11 protein-coding genes, 2 rRNA genes and 2 pseudogenes are annotated in these 20,269 nt (G+C 57.7%); 2 read left to right on the forward strand and 13 right to left on the reverse strand.

Annotated elements, in window-relative coordinates; translation table 11 throughout:
• Window positions 1–152 precede the first annotated feature (152 nt).
• The 8 genes and pseudogenes from N6V40_RS14290 to N6V40_RS14325 form a co-directional block, all read right to left on the reverse strand.
• Window positions 153–3,285: ribosomal RNA gene (locus tag N6V40_RS14290) — 23S ribosomal RNA — on the reverse strand.
• A 329-nt stretch (window positions 3,286–3,614) separates the two neighbouring features.
• Window positions 3,615–3,941, reverse strand: a complete 327-nt coding sequence (locus tag N6V40_RS14295) for a hypothetical protein (protein WP_262198064.1) — start codon at window positions 3,939–3,941, stop codon at window positions 3,615–3,617.
• A 20-nt stretch (window positions 3,942–3,961) separates the two neighbouring features.
• Window positions 3,962–5,486 (reverse strand): 16S ribosomal RNA (locus N6V40_RS14300).
• The 16S and 23S rRNA genes sit together here, the layout of an rRNA operon.
• Window positions 5,487–6,008: 522 nt before the next feature.
• Window positions 6,009–7,328, reverse strand: a complete 1,320-nt coding sequence (gene tyrS / locus N6V40_RS14305) for a tyrosine--tRNA ligase (protein WP_131089879.1) — start codon at window positions 7,326–7,328, stop codon at window positions 6,009–6,011.
• 189 nt (window positions 7,329–7,517) lie between these two features.
• Window positions 7,518–9,766: pseudogene (locus N6V40_RS14310) on the reverse strand (HelD family protein).
• A 202-nt stretch (window positions 9,767–9,968) separates the two neighbouring features.
• Window positions 9,969–10,502, reverse strand: coding sequence for an adenine phosphoribosyltransferase (locus tag N6V40_RS14315; protein ID WP_396267936.1), 534 nt, complete (start codon window positions 10,500–10,502; stop codon window positions 9,969–9,971).
• An 80-nt stretch (window positions 10,503–10,582) separates the two neighbouring features.
• Entirely contained in the window at window positions 10,583–11,560 is a 978-nt protein-coding gene (locus N6V40_RS14320; RefSeq protein WP_262198065.1) for an aldo/keto reductase, read from the reverse strand.
• Between the two features lie 80 nt (window positions 11,561–11,640).
• A complete protein-coding gene (locus N6V40_RS14325; RefSeq protein WP_262198066.1) occupies window positions 11,641–12,477 on the reverse strand; it encodes an SDR family oxidoreductase in 837 nt (278 codons plus the stop codon).
• 146 nt (window positions 12,478–12,623) lie between these two features.
• Here N6V40_RS14325 and N6V40_RS14330 point away from each other — a divergent pair, with 146 nt between their 5' ends.
• A complete protein-coding gene (locus N6V40_RS14330) occupies window positions 12,624–13,532 on the forward strand; it encodes a helix-turn-helix domain-containing protein (protein ID WP_131089883.1) in 909 nt (302 codons plus the stop codon).
• 67 nt (window positions 13,533–13,599) lie between these two features.
• Here N6V40_RS14330 and N6V40_RS14335 read toward each other — a convergent pair whose 3' ends face one another.
• Together N6V40_RS14335 and argH are read right to left on the reverse strand one after the other, a co-directional pair.
• Window positions 13,600–14,340: a maleylpyruvate isomerase family mycothiol-dependent enzyme gene (locus N6V40_RS14335; protein ID WP_131089884.1), complete on the reverse strand. Its 741-nt coding sequence runs from the start codon at window positions 14,338–14,340 to the stop codon at window positions 13,600–13,602.
• Between the two features lie 146 nt (window positions 14,341–14,486).
• Entirely contained in the window at window positions 14,487–15,905 is a 1,419-nt protein-coding gene (argH, locus tag N6V40_RS14340) for an argininosuccinate lyase (protein WP_262198067.1), read from the reverse strand.
• Between the two features lie 217 nt (window positions 15,906–16,122).
• Here argH and N6V40_RS14345 point away from each other — a divergent pair, with 217 nt between their 5' ends.
• Entirely contained in the window at window positions 16,123–16,674 is a 552-nt protein-coding gene (locus N6V40_RS14345) for a macro domain-containing protein (RefSeq protein WP_131089886.1), read from the forward strand.
• A 109-nt stretch (window positions 16,675–16,783) separates the two neighbouring features.
• Here the strand turns inward: N6V40_RS14345 and N6V40_RS14350 are convergent, their stop codons facing one another.
• The 3 genes and pseudogenes from N6V40_RS14350 to argF all read right to left on the reverse strand — a co-directional run bounded on the left by N6V40_RS14350 (window position 16,784) and on the right by argF (window position 20,243).
• Window positions 16,784–18,649, reverse strand: a complete 1,866-nt coding sequence (locus tag N6V40_RS14350; RefSeq protein ID WP_262198068.1) for an HNH endonuclease signature motif containing protein — start codon at window positions 18,647–18,649, stop codon at window positions 16,784–16,786.
• 128 nt (window positions 18,650–18,777) lie between these two features.
• Window positions 18,778–19,280 (reverse strand): annotated as a pseudogene (locus tag N6V40_RS14355) (arginine repressor).
• A 3-nt stretch (window positions 19,281–19,283) separates the two neighbouring features.
• Window positions 19,284–20,243 (reverse strand): ornithine carbamoyltransferase, encoded by a 960-nt coding sequence (gene argF, locus N6V40_RS14360; RefSeq protein WP_207306519.1) that lies wholly within the window; start codon window positions 20,241–20,243, stop codon window positions 19,284–19,286.
• Window positions 20,244–20,269 lie beyond the last annotated feature (26 nt).

The raw sequence follows: 20,269 nt of genomic DNA on the forward strand, positions 1-20,269 counted from the left end.
ACACAAACCAATTTTCTGGTGTTGTATGAAACGATGCGACAAAAACTACTTGTCAAGTCTCATGTTTAGTTTCGGTTGTCGAGTTGTTGTCTCGTAACCGCATAGTGAACGCGAACAGCAATGATCTTATTAGTCATTATTGTATATATTGTGTGTTGAAAGTCATCGGCCTATTAGTACAGGTCAGCTACACAAGTCTTTAGTCCTTGCTTCCACATCCTGCCTATCAACCCAGTGGTCTAGCTGGGGGCCTCACACACTCAAGGTGCATGGAAATCTCATCTCGAAGCAGGCTTCCCGCTTAGATGCTTTCAGCGGTTATCCCTTCCCAACGTAGCTAATCAGCGATGCACTTGGCAGTACAACTGACACACCAGAGGTTAGTCCGTCCCGGTCCTCTCGTACTAAGGACAGCCCTTCTCAAATTTCCAACGCGCGCAGCGGATAGGGACCGAACTGTCTCACGACGTTCTAAACCCAGCTCGCGTACCGCTTTAATGGGCGAACAGCCCAACCCTTGGGACCTACTCCAGCCCCAGGATGCGACGAGCCGACATCGAGGTGCCAAACCATGCCGTCGATATGGACTCTTGGGCAAGATCAGCCTGTTATCCCCGAGGTACCTTTTATCCGTTGAGCGACGGCCCTTCCACGAGGTGCCGCCGGATCACTAGTCCCGACTTTCGTCCCTGCTCGAGCTGTCACTCTCACAGTCAAGCTCCCTTGTGCACTTACACTCGACACCTGATTGCCAACCAGGCTGAGGGAACCTTTGGGCGCCTCCGTTACATTTTAGGAGGCAACCGCCCCAGTTAAACTACCCATCAGGCACTGTCCCTGAACCAGATCATGGTCCGAAGTTAGGTGACCGGTACAGCCAGAGTGGTATTTCAACGATGACTCCACCTGAACTAGCGTCCAAGCTTCACAGTCTCCCACCTATCCTACACAAGCTGCACCGAACACCAATACCAAACTATAGTAAAGGTCTCGGGGTCTTTCCGTCCTGCTGCGCGTAACGAGCATCTTTACTCGTACTGCAATTTCGCCGAGTTCATGGTTGAGACAGCGGGGAAGTCGTTACTCCATTCGTGCAGGTCGGAACTTACCCGACAAGGAATTTCGCTACCTTAGGATGGTTATAGTTACCACCGCCGTTTACTGGGGCTTAAATTCTCAGCTTCGCAACAAGTTGCTAACCGGTCCTCTTAACCTTCCAGCACCGGGCAGGAGTCAGTCCGTATACATCGTCTTGCGACTTCGCACGGACCTGTGTTTTTAGTAAACAGTCGCTTCCCCTGGTCTCTGCGGCCCACACCCGCTCACAACTGCAAGAGCTGATCACGGGGCAGGCCCCCTTCTTCCGAAGTTACGGGGGCATTTTGCCGAGTTCCTTAACCATGATTCTCTCGATCGCCTTAGTATTCTCTACCTGATCACCTGTGTCGGTTTGGGGTACGGGCGGCTGGGACCTCGCGCCGATGCTTTTCTAGGCAGCATAGGATCACCGAATCACCCACCAAAGTGGGCGCCTATCAGGTCTCAGACATCATGAACCGCGGATTTACCTACGACTCGTCCTACACCCTTGGACCAGGTCAATTCCATTGCCTGGCTCGGCTACCTTCCTGCGTCACACCTGTTAATACGCTGACCTCACTGCATCGGTTCCCACCACATCAACCAACAAAAACACCCGAAGGCATCAACAATTGGAATCCATCATGGTTAGCATCAACAGCTCAGTATGGGCGGTCCTTCGCCGGTACGGGAATATCAACCCGTTATCCATCGACTACGCCTGTCGGCCTCGCCTTAGGCCCCGACTAACCCAGGGCAGATTAGCTTAACCCTGGAACCCTTGATCATTCGGCGGACGGGTTTCTCACCCGTCATTCGCTACTCATGCCTGCATTCTCACTCGTATAGCGTCCACCGCTGGTTTACACCGCGACTTCACCCGCTATACGACGCTCCCCTACCCATCCAAACGCCCAATCCGAAGACCAAGCAAATATTTGAATGACGCAACTTCGGCGGTGTGCTTGAGCCCCGCTACATTATCGGCGCGGAATCACTTGACCAGTGAGCTATTACGCACTCTTTCAAGGGTGGCTGCTTCTAAGCCAACCTCCTGGTTGTCAAAGCAACTCCACATCCTTTCCCACTTAGCACACGCTTAGGGGCCTTAGTTGGCGTTCTGGGCTGTTTCCCTCTCGACTATGAAGCTTATCCCCCACAGTCTCACTGCTACGCTCTCACTTACCGGCATTCGGAGTTTGGCTAACGTCAGTAACCTTGTAGGGCCCATTAGCTATCCAGTAGCTCTACCTCCGGTAAGAAACACGTAACGCTGCACCTAAATGCATTTCGGGGAGAACCAGCTATCACGAAGTTTGATTGGCCTTTCACCCCTACCCACAGCTCATCCCCTCCATTTTCAACTGAAGTGGGTTCGGTCCTCCACACGCTCTTACACGCGCTTCAACCTGGCCATGGGTAGATCACTTCGCTTCGGGTCTAGATCACGCCACTCAAACGCCCTATTCAGACTCGCTTTCGCTACGGCTTCCCCACACGGGTTAACCTCGCGACGTAACACTAACTCGCAGGCTCATTCTTCAAAAGGCACGCCATCACCCAGGAACAAGTCCCAGGCTCTAACGGATTGTAAGCGCACGGTTTCAGGTACTATTTCACTCCCTCCCGGGGTACTTTTCACCATTCCCTCACGGTACTGATTCACTATCGGTCATCAAGTAGTATTCAGGCTTACCAGGTGGTCCTGGCAGATTCACACAAGGTTTCACGGGCCCCGTGCTACTCGGGTATCAACACTAGAACGGCAGACACGCATTACACCTACGGGACTATCACCCTCTATGGTCCGGCATTCCAACCGATTCACCTATACGCCTGCACCTCATCCCACCAGCAAGATAGCGCTGGTACATGTCAACCCCACAACCCCGATGATGCAACGCCTATCCGCTATCACACACCAACCGGTTTAGCCCCATCCGCGTTCGCTCGCCACTACTAACGGAATCACTATTGTTTTCTCTTCCTGCGGGTACTGAGATGTTTCACTTCCCCGCGTTCCCTCCACACAGCCTATACATTCAGCTGCAGGTCACACCACATAACATGGTGCGGGGTTCCCCCATTCGGAAATCCTGGTCTCAACGTCCGGTTATCGACTCCACCAGGCTTATCGCAGATTCCCACGTCCTTCATCGGCTCTTGATGCCAAGGCATCCACCGTGCGCCCTTAAAAACTTCAACACAAAACAAAGTTCTCAGAATTGAGCAATAAAACAATCTAACAAAATCACACAGACAAGACTCAAACACCCCACAACCCAAGGAAAAAGGGTCATAAGACTCATCTCATCTGCAAGATGCTCGCGTTCACTATACAGTTCCCAAACAACAACCCCACACCCCCACAAACACACCCACCAACAACAACCCAAAAGGACCATTGTTCGTACCGAGCATGCCTGCAGCAAACACAGGACAAACACCGAAACACCAAGAACCCCGCCACCCAAGAAGACAATCAACCAACCATCACAACACCAACCCCAAAAGGCCAGCACCGCAACACTTGATCAAATCATCCACCAGGGACGGAGGCTTGTTGCCTCAAAACCCAACAGCATGCCAAACCATACAAACCACACACCATCAACACCCACATTCCAACACCACCACCACACACCAACAAACCCACCCAAAAGGACGGATTCATTCATGTGAAGTAACAATGCGTACTCGCAAGCACCAACACCATACAGCCACAGCCAATACCCCGACACACACCCCAACCACTCATAATGAGGACCAGCGTGCACACGTTTTCCAGTATTGAGTTCATTGATATTCCACCCATGAGCAACCCACCCGTACAACACTCGTGCACAGACATGGGCAACCATAATAATGGTTAGCTCCTTAGAAAGGAGGTGATCCAGCCGCACCTTCCGGTACGGCTACCTTGTTACGACTTAGTCCCAATCGCCAGTCCCACCTTCGACGACTCCCCCACACAAGGTGGTTAGGCCATCGGCTTCGGGTGTTACCAACTTTCGTGACTTGACGGGCGGTGTGTACAAGGCCCGGGAACGTATTCACCGCAGCGTTGCTGATCTGCGATTACTAGCGACTCCGACTTCATGGGGTCGAGTTGCAGACCCCAATCCGAACTGAGACCGGCTTTTAGGGATTAGCTCCACCTCACAGTATCGCAACCCATTGTACCGGCCATTGTAGCATGCGTGAAGCCCAAGACATAAGGGGCATGATGATTTGACGTCATCCCCACCTTCCTCCGAGTTGACCCCGGCAGTCTCCCATGAGTCCCCACCACTACGTGCTGGCAACATGGAACGAGGGTTGCGCTCGTTGCGGGACTTAACCCAACATCTCACGACACGAGCTGACGACAACCATGCACCACCTGTGAACCAGCCCCGAAGGGAAACCCCATCTCTGAGGCGGTCTGGCACATGTCAAGCCTTGGTAAGGTTCTTCGCGTTGCATCGAATTAATCCGCATGCTCCGCCGCTTGTGCGGGCCCCCGTCAATTCCTTTGAGTTTTAGCCTTGCGGCCGTACTCCCCAGGCGGGGCACTTAATGCGTTAGCTACGGCGCGGAAAACGTGGAATGTCCCCCACACCTAGTGCCCAACGTTTACGGCATGGACTACCAGGGTATCTAATCCTGTTCGCTCCCCATGCTTTCGCTCCTCAGCGTCAGTAAATGCCCAGAGACCTGCCTTCGCCATCGGTGTTCCTCCTGATATCTGCGCATTTCACCGCTACACCAGGAATTCCAGTCTCCCCTACATCACTCTAGTCTGCCCGTACCCACCGCAGATCCGAGGTTGAGCCTCGGACTTTCACGGCAGACGCGACAAACCGCCTACGAGCTCTTTACGCCCAATAAATCCGGATAACGCTTGCGCCCTACGTATTACCGCGGCTGCTGGCACGTAGTTAGCCGGCGCTTCTTCTGCAGGTACCGTCACTTTCGCTTCTTCCCTACTGAAAGAGGTTTACAACCCGAAGGCCGTCATCCCTCACGCGGCGTCGCTGCATCAGGCTTTCGCCCATTGTGCAATATTCCCCACTGCTGCCTCCCGTAGGAGTCTGGGCCGTGTCTCAGTCCCAGTGTGGCCGGTCACCCTCTCAGGCCGGCTACCCGTCGTCGCCTTGGTGAGCCATTACCTCACCAACAAGCTGATAGGCCGCGAGTCCATCCCCCACCGATAAATCTTTCAACAACCCACCATGCGGTAAGAAGTCATATCCGGTATTAGACCCAGTTTCCCGGGCTTATCCCAAAGTCGGGGGCAGGTTACTCACGTGTTACTCACCCGTTCGCCACTAATCACCCGTGCAAGCACGGGGTCATCGTTCGACTTGCATGTGTTAAGCACGCCGCCAGCGTTCATCCTGAGCCAGGATCAAACTCTCCATAAAAAATAAAAAGCCATCAGCAACCCCTCGGAAAATAAGGGCGAAACCAATGAAGTCCTGGCGAATAAAAAACACTCAAGAACATCACACGGGGGTGCAATGCCTCAAGCAAATGTTATGTATTCACCAAATAAAATAAATATTCGGTATCAACAAACTTGGCACACTATTGAGTTCTCAAACAACAAACACTCTCGACACCACAACCACCATTTCTCAGTGACCGCTTCGCTCCGGAGCAACTTTTCAAGCTTACCACCGCGTCAACCAAAGTCAACTCGATGTTTCCAGCTTGTTTGCCCCACTGTTTCATTCAGGCCTTTTCGGCCCGTCCGGATCAGCGGCGCGAGATAAGACTCTACACGGATTCCCACCCGGCGCAAAATCGGCTTCCGTGTCGTATTTAGTGGCCTATTCCTACTCCGACTAGTGCTTTTAGTATCCATGTACAACAAAACCACCAAAAAAGTGTGCTGCTTCACAACATTTTCTGGTGGTTTCGTGTATTACGGGTCCGGCTGAGGGTTACTTGCTCAGTTCAACAACAGCCATGTTCTTCTTACCGCGGCGCACAATTGCGTAACGACCGTGGAGGAAGTCCGACTCGCTAAGTACGGAGTCGATACCTTCAACCTTTTCGTTATTCACGTAGGCGCCGCCTTCGCTGACAGTGCGTCGAGCCTCCGACTGAGACTTACTCAGTCCCGAAGCAACCAGCACGTTGAGGATGCCAAGATCCTCGGCACGCACCTGGGCAGTTGGGAGTTCTGCGATGACGGATTCAAGCGTTGGCAAATCGATCGCGCTCAGATCGCCATTGCCAAAGACCGCAGCCGAAGCAGCAATAACTTGCTCGGTAGCCTGTTCGCCGTGCACCAAGGAAGTGACTTCCCAAGCAAGGGTGCGCTGGGCAACCCGCTTGAACGGACGCTCGGCGATTTCAACCTCTAGGGCTTCGATCTGCTCGCGAGTTAAGAAGGTGAAGACCTTGAGGCGATTAGCCACATCGGCGTCTGCAGTATTCAACCAGAACTGGTAGAAGGTGTACGGGCTGCACATTTGCGCATCCAGCCAGATGGCATTGCCCTCGGACTTACCGAACTTGGTGCCATCCGAGTTGGTGATCAGCGGAGTGCCGTAGGCGAACGCGGAGTTGCCAGTGACCTTGCGGATGAGCTCGGTGCCGCTGGTGAGGTTGCCCCACTGATCTGAGCCGCCGGTCTGCAAGGTGCAACCGTACTGACGGTTTAGCTCCAGGTAGTCGTAGCCCTGCAGGACCTGGTAGGAGAATTCGGTGTAGCTGATGCCCTCATCGGAGTTCAGGCGTGCGGCCACGATCTCCTTTTTGATCATCGTGCCCACACGGAAGTACTTGCCAACATCGCGTAGGAAGTCCAGGGCCGAGAGTCCGGAGGTCCAATCCAAGTTGTTCACCAGCTGGACCGCGTTATCCCCCTCGTTGGAAAGGAAACGCGATACCTGGGCTTGGAGCTTGGCGACCCATTCGTTCACGGTCTCTTTGGTGTTGAGGGTGCGCTCTGCGGTTTGACGCGGATCGCCGATCAAACCGGTGGAACCACCCACCAAAGCCAGCGGCTTGTGCCCAGCGAGCTGCAAACGGCGCATGTTCAGTAGCTGAACCAGGTTGCCCAAGTGCAGGGACGGAGCGGTGGGGTCAAACCCGCAATAGTAGGTCACGGTCTGTTCGGACAGGGCACGCTCCAGCTCGGTTTCGTCGGTGGATACGTGCACTAGGCCGCGCCACTTCAGTTCCTGCCAGACGTTCTGGAAAGATGCATCATTCTTCTGTCCGGCAATCACCGGATTCTGCTTAGTTTCAGACATGCTCTCTGTGACCAATTTTCGCTCTTCGTTCTGCCCCTAGTACGCGTGAATAATTCACGCGCACTTGCTCTCGCGCCGCGGTTGGGGTTGCCCACCGGCGCACAACTTCCAGATTATCGCTTGGCAACACATAAGTGCCAGTTGCCTTGCCCGTCGATAATCAACAATTCGATACTCAACAACTCGCTCCTAGGCGCGCAATCCCTGCGGTAGCTCTTGGCTGTGGACCACGTGCAAGCGTTGGGTGGTACGGGTCATGGCTACATAGAGATCGCCCACGCCACCATCAACTTCCGCGACCAGCTGGGCCGGCTCGAGAATCAACACACCATCAAACTCAAGGCCCTTGGACTCGCGCGCGGTGATCACCACAATGTCTTGGCTCAAACCACCCGAACCGGTTCCCACACGATCGCCATATTTATTGCTGACCGCCTGGCGCATGCGGGCCAAATGCTGTTGTGGAACGATCACGGCCTGCAAGCCGCCAGCCGAATACGTCAACTCCTGCGCCAAGGCCTCAAGGACGGTGGATTCCAGATTTTCCTCGGTGCTTTGTGTGAGCACCGGTGGCCAGTCCCCTCACGCACGGCTTGCGGGGTGGTGATGCGTAGGCCAGCTGCTTGGGCCACTCGAACTGCCGCGTCCGCGATCTGCGCCGGCGTACGGTAGTTCACGCTCAACTCTTCAAGATTAAAGCGATCTGCGAAGAACGGCTTCAGCGCTTGGGCCCAACTGCTCGCACCGGAAGCAGCTGAAGTTTGCGCAATGTCGCCCACAATGGTGAAGGACTTCATCGGGCATCGACGCACCAACAAACGCCACTGCATGGGCGAAAGTTCCTGCGCCTCATCAACAACAATATGTCCGTAGGCCCAGGTGCGATCGGCCACTGCACGTTCGGCAGCCGAAAGCTTCGATGCGGTTTCTTGGTTGACCCCGGCGACCTGTTCGGCGGTGATCACCCCGTCGATCCCGGCGTTCTCCAACATCGTATGCATATTGGTCAACGCGGCCTTCGCGTTCTCAATATCCGCCTCGTATTGGGCGGTGTGGGCAGCGATATTGGGGTCCGCAAATTCGCCGAGCAGCTGCGCGGCTTCATCAAGCAGCGGCACATCGGCCTCGGTGAAAGGTGAACCGGCCCGACGGTACAGTGCGTCGCGCTCGGCTTCCTTCAAATGCGGTGCGGCGGCTTCTAACAGGTGCGGGTTGGCAAAAAGTTCGCTCACCAGCTGCGAAGGAGTCATCGGCATCCAGCATAGGTTGAGCACAATGCGCACGTCGTAGGCTTCGCGCACTTCCTGCGGCAGGTAGGAACGATCCGTGGTCGAGGACTGACCGGCCGATTCCTCCAGTTTGCGACGCAGCTGCTCCGCGAGATCCCCAACAAGGACCTTGGTGAAAGTTTCGCGCGCCTCGTTGTACGGCTTATGTGTGTGGCGCGCGCGTTCCCGAGCGTTGCGCACCATCTTCGGGGTCAGCGTCAGGCGGGTGCCTTCAACCACCACGGTGCGGTTCTGATCAATGAGGCGCTGACGGTTACGGACCGCGGCGGCGATGACCTTGGCCATGGACAGCTGGCCTTTAAGTCGCGCGACGGTGCGGTTGGTTTCCGGGATCGCATGCAGGCCGTAGTACAGGTCGCCCACTGAGGACATGACCACGCCGGTCTCACCAAGGGAGGGCAGCACACGCTCGATGTAGCGCATGAAGGAATTTGATGGGCCGACGATCAGCACACCAGCATTTTTGAGTCGTTCGCGGTATTCGTAGAGCAAAAACGCGGCACGGTGCAGGGCGACCGCGGTTTTACCGGTACCCGGTCCGCCCTGAACTACCACGGCGCCGGGCAGCTGGGCGCGAATGATCGCGTCCTGTTCGGCCTGAATGGTACCGACGATGTCTCCCATGCGACCGGTGCGCTTTTCACGCAGCGCCGCCATCAGCGCACCCTCGCCGTGATGGGTGTGTCCCTCATCCAGCCAGGTTTCATCAAGTACGTCGTCTTCAATCCCTGCGACACCACGGCCCTTGAGCATCAGGTGGCGGCGGCGGCGTACCCCGCGCGGGTTCAGTGCGGTGGCCTGATAAAACGGGGCGGCCTCGGTGGCGCGCCAGTCGATCATCATCCGGTTCAGTTCTTCGTCGGACAGACCGATACGCCCGATGTAGCGCGGTGTTTGTTCGTCGCCGGCCATATCAAGACGGCCAAAGACCAGGCGATCCTGCACGGCGTCTAATTGGGCGATCCGGTCCTCGTACAACGTGGCAAAGGAGTCGCGTTCGGACATATTTTGGAATGTGCCGATGGCGCCCTGGGCTCGGGTGCGTTCAAGCTGCTCAACCTTCTCGGCGCGCAACTCATCAAGTCGCGCATACAGCCGGCCCACATAGTCGGATTCAGCTAACAAGTCGCGTTCGATCGTCTCGGTCAACCTAGTTCCCCTCGCGCTTAAAATCTGCTCCTGCGCAAAAACACAGGACAGATAATGATACGCGCCTAAGGTGGCTCGGAACGAATCCTCGCGGACCCTAGGCGTCATCTACTTAGTGTGTGCACCAACGCGGTTTCCCGGCGCCAAGATCACGCCCGGAATTTGGTGGCTCAGAGCATTGGTAGCCCAGAGCATTGGTAGCTCAGACCAGTTGCAGGCTGCGCACGTCGTAACCGGACAGGTTTTTGCGCCCTGCAAGTTCCTCAAGTTCCAAGATGACGCCGACGCCTGCGACGACGCCTCCGGCACGTTCGATCAATCGGGCCGAGGAACCAACCGTGCCGCCGGTGGCCAGCACGTCGTCCAGCACTAATACTCGGGTGCCCGGTGCGATCTCATCCTTATGGATTTCCAGCGAGGCGGACCCATATTCCAGGGTGTAGTCGTCGCGGAATACCTCACGCGGTAACTTGCCCGCCTTACGAATGGTCAACATGCCCTTGCCCGATGCGTAGGCTGCCGCCGCGGCCAGCACAAAACCACGCGCTTCCAGCCCAGCCACAATGTCGTAGCTGCCAGCGAACGGCGCGATCAGTTCATCAACGAGGCGTCGTAGTCCGATCGGATCGGCAAATACTGGGGTGAGGTCCTTAAAGGAGATACCTGGCTGTGGGTAATCGGGCACTACCGCGCACAGTCGATCCAGCAGGTCTGTAATGCTCTCGTTATTAGTCACGCATAAGATTTTAGTTCCTTGAGCGTGGTACTCCCAACCGGAGCATTTTTCTTGCCCCTGCGCGCGGGCTCCGCGCTGGCTCACTGGTCGATCGAGGACATGTTGTTATCGTCATGGCGGGCTCCGGCCGCCGGTTCTAGCGCGTTGAGGCGTGCAAGCTGCCCGGCGCTCAGGCGCACCTCTGCGGCGGCCGTATTTTCTTCAACTCGGCTCACGCGTCGGGTTCCGGGGATCGGAGCGATGTCATTTCCTTGCGAGAGTAGCCAGGCCAGTGCCGTTTGGGCTGGCGTCGCACCAATTTCCGCACCAATTTTGCGCACTTCGTCAACGATCGCCAGGTTTTTCTGGAAGTTCTCCGCGAGGAATCGCGGATTGGTTTTGCGCCAATCATCGTCGGCAAAATCATCCACAGTGCGAATAGAACCGGTCAGCAAACCATGGCCGAGCGGAGAATATGGAACCAGCCCGATACCAAGTTCGCGCAGCACCGGCAGTAGTTGTGATTCAACGTCACGGGTCCACAACGAGTATTCGGTTTGCAGCGCCGAGACCGGCTGCACTGCATGCGCCCGGCGAATTGTCTGCACCGACGCTTCCGAGAGCCCAAAGTGGCGCACTTTACCTTCGGCGATGAGCTCGGCGACGACTGAAGCGGTCTGTTCAATCGGCGTATTGGGATCTACCCGGTGCTGATAGTAAAGATCGATGTAGTCGGTTCCCAGTCGTTGTAGCGATCCCTCTACCGCACGACGCACGTTGGCCGGCGAGCTGTCGATCGTGACCGGACCGCCGTCATGTGACACCAGCCCAAATTTTGTGGCCAAAACTACCTTGTCGCGACGCCCTTTGAGAGCTTGCCCAACAATTTTCTCACTCAAGTATGGTCCATAAATTTCGGCGGTGTCTAGGTGCGTGACCCCAAGGTCTAGGGCACGGTGAATGGTGCGGATGGACTGGGCATGATCCAGCTGGCCCTCACTGGTGTAGGTGCCGGCCATGGTCATGGCACCAAGGCCAATTTGTGAGACCTCTAGGTCCCCCAATTGTGCGGTTAACATGAGTGCAACTTCCTGTTCTGAGATGTTCTGGGGTGCTAAAAATTACTGGCTGCGCCGTGATGTACCGGCGGATCGAAGTCTTAATCCTCTAGATCCATGGCAGATGAGAGTTCACGATGGGCATCTACCTGAGCCAGGAGCTGCTGTGCCTTCTGCTCTGCGCCGGCGACGATGTCCGCGCCGGCCACAAATCGCTGCGGAGATGTTGGCAGCGCCGCCAAAGTCACCAAGGCTTGACCCAACTTGGCAGGATCGCCTCCCTGCTTTCCGTTCATGGCCTTCCACGCGGCGATCGTTGAACTGGTTCGTTCCTGATAGTCGCTAATCGACAGTTCAGGCCAGATCGATGAGGCGCCTTCCACTAGCAGTTCGGTGCGGAAGAAACCTGGCTCAACAACGGTGGTCCCGATACCGTAGGGGGCAAGATCAAAGTGCAGGGATTCCATCCAGCCTTCCAGCGCAAACTTCGAGGCTGCGTAGGCGGCACAGAATTCTTGTCCGATCAGCCCGGCGGCCGAGGTGATAGTGAAAATGTGACCGCTGCGCTGGGCGCGCATGGTGGGCAGAATGGCGCGGGTGACGTTCAGCGGACCAAAAAAGTTGGTTTCCATTTGCAGGCGCATCTGCCGGTCGCTGATTTCTTCAAAATATCCGGCGTAGAAGTTACCAGCGTTATTGACCAACACGTCGATGCTTCCAAAATGTTCTACGGTTGCTTCTGCCGCGGCCACCGCAGCTTCGGCGTTGGTGATGTCTAGTGAGAGTGGCAAAAGGTTTTTGTGCTCGCCCAGTGCAGCGGTGACTTTTTTGGCGTCGCGGGCGGTGCCCACCACGCGGTGTCCGGCGTTCAGTGCCGCCTTGGCCAGTTCGATGCCCATGCCGCGGGCTGCTCCGGTGATAAACCAAACGTTGCTCATAATGGTGCCTTTCGTTGTGCAATACCTTGAGGTTCTAGGGTCGATGCATCAATTCAATCGTCGGCCGAAGTGCTGAGCCAGACCCTGATTATGGGTTCCCCAGCAGGGCACCTTTAGCGCGTGAGTGGTGCTGTATCGTCGAAAATATGGACCACCAGGATGACCTCAGCCAGTTCCTCATTTCGCGCCGCGCCAAGTTGAACCTGCAACAAGTTGGGCTCCCCGATTACGGTGGACGCCGACGCGTTCCAGGATTGCGCCGCGAAGAAGTGGCCCTTTTGGCGGGCATGAGCGCCGAGTATTACAAGCGCCTGGAGCGTGGTAACGCCAAGGGTGTCTCCGAATCGGTGATCAACGGCATCAGCCGGGCCCTACAACTTAATTCGGCTGAGCACTCCCATTTGCTCGATCTGGTTCGGGCAGTGAATGTGGGAGCCAGTTCGCAGCGTCGAGCTGCGCCACGCAAAACTCAGCTGAGCGCCGACGTGCTCCAGACGATTAGCGCGATGTCGACGGTCCCGGTTTTTGTGCAAAATGGTCGGCTGGACGCGATCGCCACCAACGATCTTGGTCGCGCGTTATTTTCACCCATGTTCCAGGACCAATCACAACCGGTGAATGCTGCGCGCTTTATTTTTCTCGATCCGAAAGCTCAAGAGTTTTACCGGGATTGGGAAGCAAACGCGCACCAAATTGTGGCACTTCTGCGTGCCGAAGCTGGTCGTTCGCCCTATGACCGGCAATTAAGCGATCTGGTTGGCGAGCTGTCCACCCGTAGTAACTTTTTTGGCAAATTGTGGGGCGCTCATGATGTGCGCGAGCACCGCACCGGAACCAAGAGCGTTCATCATCCCTTGGTCGGCGATCTGGATCTGACCTATGTGGGGGTGGACTTGTCGGTGGACCGTGGGAACCAGATGCTAATTTTCTCCGCCGAACCTGGCTCCGCTTCGCATGATGGACTGCAGATTTTGGCGCAGTGGACCAAAACTGCACCCGCTCAGTCGCCCGTCGACAAACTGGCGCATCACTCCGAGACACGTCGAGATAGTTAAACGCGAGGCCTTAATGTTGGTGGGGATCAGGATCGGCAGCATACTCAGGTCCTGTGCCGTGCCGGATCTAACGAGGCAATAGCCGATCGCTAGGCCATGGGAGCAAGGTCGGGAATTCGGCGCCGTCGGCTGCGGCCGTAGCCCGCACCACACCGCCCGCCGGTCGTCCGGCCAACCATGCGGCCAGGTCAAAATCGGTTCCTTCCAACACCCACGAATGTGGTCCGTCGCCGAGCACCAGAGGCTTTTTCCCCAGTGGTTGCAACACGATTCGATCGGTTGGCCGAACACGCGCACCGAGGGCACGCAACAGGTGCTCGGAAAATTCCTGTGGCCAGCTGGCCGCCGGGCGTAGCTGCGCGTCCAGATCGGTCGCGTGGATGAGCATCTCACGCCAGGTTGCGTACATCATGTCGGCGACCTTGGCCCCGGGACGGTAACCGACCGGTTCATCCCAGCGTTCACGTGCTTCGGGGAGCACGGCGCGCAATTCATCCAGCGAAGCGGCCACAAGTTCGCGTAGCTTTTCCGGACGCAGTAAGGCCACCATGTTGATGGCTTCGGTCCGGCCAGTTGTTCCCCCGTCGTACATTTGAGGAAGCTGCGCTTGTCCGGCGTGGACAAACTGACGGTGCGCGGCCTGCGCGAGTGAATGCAGGTGCGCCACGAGCTGCGCGGTGCTCCATCCGGGCAACGAGCTTGGCTTGGCAAAAACTTCGTCCGGCAGCGCGGCCAGCTGGGCCTGCAATTCATCTAAGGCGGAGGTTACCTGCTTGATCAGTTCACCCGGAGGAAGTTCATATGTCATGGCACACACTCTAGCGTTGGTGCGGGTCGAACAAAAGCCGTCTCACCTCGGTGCAAGGCCCGCGCGGTGAGGGCAGAAAAGACCACGGTCGACGCGGCCACACATTTGTGGTGATGCGTCGACCGTGGTCGTTGAGCGCTAACGGGTTACTGGTTAACCCACGCGCGGATCTCTTCAAGCTGGCGCTCGAACTCAACCAGCTGCGCTGCCACGGCGCTCGGTGCGGTGCCGCCCTGACCGTTGCGGGCGTTCAGCGAACCCTCGGTGGAGAGTACCTCGCGTACCGCCGGGGTCAGGTGCTCGGAGATGCCGGCGTACTCTTCGTCGGTGAGGTCCCAGAGTTCCACACCACGGGATTCTGCCAGCTGAACCGCGGCGCCGGAAAGCTCGTGGGCGTCCCGGAACGGCACACCCTGACGAACCAGCCATTCGGCAATATCAGTAGCCAAAGCGAAGCCTTGGGGTGCCAGTTCGGCCATACGCTCGGTGTTGAAGGTCAGCGTTCCCATCATTCCCGCCACAGCCGGCAGCAGAATTTCCAAGGTATCCGCCGCGTCAAAGACCGGCTCCTTGTCTTCCTGCAGGTCGCGGTTGTAGGCCAATGGCAGGGCCTTGAGTGTTGCCAGCAGGCCGGTCAGATCGCCGATCAAACGTCCAGCCTTACCGCGAGCCAGCTCGGCGATATCCGGGTTTTTCTTCTGCGGCATGATCGATGAACCGGTGGAGAAGGAATCGTGCAGCTTCACGAAGCTAAATTCCTTGGTGGCCCAGAGGATGACCTCTTCGGAGACGCGCGAAAGGTCCACACCGATCATCGCAGCGATCCACGAGAACTCGGCAAACACGTCGCGGGCCGCGGTGCCATCGATGGAGTTATGTACGGCCGAGTCAAAGCCCAATTCTGCGGCCACAAAATTCGGGTCAAGACCTAGGGTTTGGCCGGCTAGTGCGCCCGAGCCATACGGTGAAACGGCCGCGCGCTTATCCCAATCGACCAGTCGCTGCACATCGCGCAGCAGTGGCCACGAGTAGGCCAGCAAAAGGTGCGAGAGCAGGATCGGCTGGGCGTGCTGCAGGTGGGTGCGGCCAGGCATCGGCGCATAAGGATGCGCTTTAACCTGCTGAACCATGGCATCAAGCGTGTCGATGACGCCCGTGGCGATGATGCGGGCGTGATCGCGCAAGAACATCCGGCCGAGGGTGGCGACCTGGTCGTTGCGGGATCGTCCGGCGCGTAGCTTTCCACCCAATTGGGTGCCTGCGCGTTCGAGCAATCCGCGTTCCAAGGAACCGTGGACGTCTTCGTCGGACTCAGCGGCTACGTAGGCCTTGGATAAAACGTCGGCCTCAAGCTGATCTAGAGCTGCGATCATGTCTTTGAGTTCAGCATCGGTGAGCAGGCCGGCGCGGTTCAGGACTTTTGCGTGGGCGCGGGAACCGGCAATGTCGTAGCTGGCTAGGCGCCAGTCGAAATGGGTGGACTTGCTCAGCGCTGCCATTGCATCCGCTGGGCCGCCGGAGAACCGACCGCCCCAGAGCGATCCTTCATTAGTTGACGAGGCCATGGCCTGTTCCTTTCTGCCGGTAAAAAATTGCACTGCACCCCACTCTAGCAAAGTTTTATGCAATGTTGCTCATAAATATTCACTGTTGCGTTGAATCATGCAGCCTCGCTTCGGGCAGGACACACAGGAAACTCGAAATTTAATCTCTTCCAGTCCACGTCGCCCGGGCGTATGGTGATGACCATAACCGAATCGGAACTACCTTCGGAGGTACGAAATGGAAATCCAGTTGTACCGGGGCGACATCACCACCCTGCACGTTGATGCCATTGTGAACGCGGCCAACCCATCGTTGTTGGGCGGTGGAGGTGTTGATGGAGCGATTCATGACGCCGCCGGGCCCGGCCTGCTCGCCGCATGTCGCGAAGTTCGCGCCCAGCGCTATCCCGATGGGATTCCCTCGGGAATTGCTGTGGCTACCAAGGCCGGTGATCTGCACGCCAAATGGGTCATCCATACCGCAGCGCCGAACTTGGCACTGATCAAACCAAATCCGAAAATTCTCAACGACTGCTTTGTGAACTCGTTGTACGTGGCCGCACGCCACGACGCGCATTCCATCGCTTTCCCGGCGATCGGGGCCGGGGCCTTCGGCTGGGATCCGCAACAGGTTGCCGACATTGCCTTTGAAGCAATCTCGCGGTGGATCGACACCAACAAACATATTTCGCCGATCCATAAGATCGTGTTGGTCGCCCACACCGATGAAGTTCAGGTCGCTTTTGAGCGGGCCTTCTCGTTGGATGCGGTAGCCGAATTGGCAGCCTAAGCCGAGAGACAAAAACTGCCACGTTGTTCGCACAGTGTTTCACTGATCGAACAACGTGGCAGTTTTTGTGTGGTCTTGCGGGTTGGTGGGGCTTGGGTATTACTCGGGTTTAGGTGCGCGCGAAGTAGGTATTGCGCCGTGGGACCTGCTCGGGATCCAAATGTTTGGGCAGGATGACGTAGGGCAGACCCTTAATCTTGACCAGCTTCAGGTATCCGCTATGAACCATGACGTGGTGCTTTGTGCACAAGGGACAGCAGTCTTGTAACCGCGTGTGCCCGCCTTTGGCCCAAGGCGTGTAGTGGTGGAACTCCAACAACGCAGGTTCTGTGGTGCAGCCTGGTACCAGGCAGCCACCATCGCGGTCCCGGGCGGCCAACTTCATCCACCGTGGGAAGAGCCGGGCGTCGCGACCGATATCCATGATGACCCCGTCGGCGTTGTAAATCGGGCTGAGCACCTTAGCTTCGCACAGCATGGTGCGCAGTTCGGGCCCGCTGAGTTTGACCCTATGGGCGGTAATCCCCTGCAGGGACGCCAAATCACACAGGTCAGCGTAGTTTGCATGCACCACAATTTCCGGGGTCACGCGTTTGCCGGCGCTGTCGGGGTCGACATTTCGAAGCACCGCGTTCAGCGCGTTGAGTCTGCGCTCGGGAATGCTGCACGTTGAGGGCATCGTCGGCAAGGCTTTGTTTGGTGCGGGTGGAGCCAACGGATCAGGTGGATCGGTTGGTTCCGGCGGGTCTTCGTTGGGCGGGTGCGCAGCGTCGCTGCGGGCCCAGTCAGGAATCGGGTCATCACTGTGCCAGAGTGGGTCGATTGCCTCATCCGCATCGTCGGGGCGTTGCTCGTTGGTGCTTTCGTCGCCCGTCTTTTCCTCGCTGGTGTTTTTCTCGTCAGTCTTTTCCTCCGGATCCGCTTTGCCAGTGGCCGAAGTGGAATCTGATGAACCTGCGGAAGAGGCGTTAGCGGAAGAGGTGGAAGCATCGACGGCTTGACGGGCGGCGGCGCCAGCCTGGGTGCGCTTGTTGTCCGCCTGAGCGATCAACGATTCCCAGACCTCTGCATCAAGCGAGCGGACGCGGACGATAAATTCGTGGACCCCATTGATCACCGGGCCGCGAAAGAGCCCCAGCTTGGGAGCTTTTGTTTCGCCGTGTGCGTCCTTGTACGCCTTGACCAAAGAATTCAACTGCTTCTGGCGGGTGCGGACCTGCTGAATATTCAGGTGCTCAGCGGCATGAACTTCGAGCAGGACGCCGTCCGGTGCGGTGGCGGTAGCCGAGGTAGGACTGCCATCGAAGGTGGTGTCTGCGGGTTCAAATTTGTCGAGCGCGCGGGCAATTTTGAGCACTTCGCGTGGATCAGCCAGCTGGTGCAGATCTGGCAAACTCCACCCCTGAGCAGAGCCGGAAGATGACGATGCGGCAGAATCCGCAGAGAGGTCAGGATCCGAAGGGGCTGCGTGGTGATGGAAATGCTCGGCCAACAAGGTGAACCGTGGGGCGCAGGCGGCGCCGGAGATATCGGCGCGGGCGTGGACCAAATGTGCGTCGCTGATCCGGCGGGCGGCCTCAAAATAGTTCAGGTCCAGCACGCTGGCTAGGGTCTCCGCCGCGTCCTGGTAGAGGGTGCGGCCTGGGGCAAAAACCGGCTCGGCGCTGAAATCTGTGACGCCGGCGCGCAGGTCGTCGAATTCATTCACGTGCAGGGCATGCGCGGCGGTGGTTTCCACGGTGCTGGCCGCGGCTATGCTGGCGCGTGTGGCCTGCCGGCTCAACGCTTCGGCCAGTTGTGCGTGGGCCACGGCAACGCGTGGATCGGCGATGGAAGATGCCTGGGTGCTCAGGTTTTGGACCAGTTCCAGGCACAGTGTTTCGGCGTGCAGCAGCTGCGCCGGCTCCAGCGTGATGCCCGAGGCCAGCGCCGAAGCGACCTCGGTCAGCGCACTGGTAACACTGTTTTTGTCCATGGGTTGATGATGCGCCGATCGGGCGGTTAACAACGCAGGCCGCCGCGCACTGTGGAAAAGTGCGTGGCGGCCTGGGCTAGCCGAAGCGGGCGCGTGGAAGCGGCGTGTGGAAGCGGGCGGGCTGCGGGTTAGCGCGGTTCGGCCAGTGCGAGGAAGCGGGCAGCCACCTCGGCTCCCCATCCACGTCGCGGGTGGTGACCATGATGGTGTCATCTCCCGCGATGCAGCCCAAAATGAGCGGCATCTGCGAGTGGTCGATGGCCAGGGCCAGCAGATTCGCCGCGCCGGGCGGGGTGCGCAGCACCACGATGTTCCCGGAGGCTTCGGCGGTGACGAGCTGTTCGGCGCAAATCTTGGCCAGGCGCGCGTCGAGCACTTCCTGGGTAATCGCGGTCTGCGGGGAACGATCCCCACCTTCTTGGCGCACCGCGTAAATCAGCTGGCCGGAGTGGTCGCGGATGCGCACCGCGCCGATTTCCACCAGATCACGGGAGAGCGTGGCCTGGGTGACTTCCAGCCCGTCGTCCTTGAGCAGCCCGAGTAGCTCGGCCTGTGATTTGACCGAGTTGTTGCCCAAAAATGCGCGGATGCGGGCCTGTCGAGCGGTTTTGGTGCTTGGCTGCGAGGACATTTTTTACAGCTCCACTCGGGGATCTTGGGCCAGGCCGGAAGCGACCATAAGCCAGGTCATGACGGCCTTTTGGGCGTGCACGCGGTTTTCGGCTTCGTCAAAAACTACCGACTGTGGGCCGTCAATGACCTCGGCGGAAATTTCGTAGCCGCGGTAGGCAGGAAGGCAATGGAGTACGATCGCATCCGCCTTGGCCAGCTTCATCGCCTCGGAGGTGACCGAGTAGTCGGTGAACAGCTTCAGGCGTGCTTCCTTCTCATCTTCCTGACCCATGGAAACCCAAGTGTCGGTGACCACCACATCGGCGTCCTTCAGCGCGGCGGCAGCGTCGGTGGTGATGGTGACCGATCCCCCGGTGAGCTTCGCCCGCTCTTGTGCGGCGGCGACGATCGATTCGGCAGGCAGGTAGCCTTCGGGACCGGCAATGCGCACATGCATGCCGGCGGTGACACCAGCAAGCAGGTAGGAGTTGGCCATATTGTTGGCCGAGTCGCCCAGGTAGCTCATGGTCAGCCCTTGGGTGGCGCCCTTGTGCTCGCGCACGGTGAGCAGATCGGCGATCAACTGGCACGGGTGGTAGTCATCGCTCAGCGCGTTGATGACCGGCACGGATGAGTTTGCCGCCATTTCTTCCAGGCCAGACTGGGCGTAGGTGCGCCACACGATGGTGGAGACCATACGTTCGAGCACCATGGCGGAGTCGGCGATGGACTCCTTATGGCCCAGCTGGGATTCGCCGGAGTTGATGATCAGCGGGGAGCCGCCCAGTTCGGCGATGCCGGCGTGGAAGGAAACGCGGGTGCGGGTGCTGGTCTTGTCAAAAAAGACCGCGACGGTCTGCGGGCCAGCGTATGGCTGGTAGCCGTACTTGTCGGCCTTCATCGCAGCGGCCAGATCAAGCACCTTGGACTGTTCGTCGGCGGTGAAATCCAGGTCGGTCAAAAAGTGGCGGGTTGTGCTCATCAGTTTGTTCCTTAGAATTTGTGCGA

The sequence above is a fragment of the Glutamicibacter sp. M10 genome (genome assembly GCF_025452055.1).
GTDB lineage: Bacteria > Actinomycetota > Actinomycetes > Actinomycetales > Micrococcaceae > Glutamicibacter.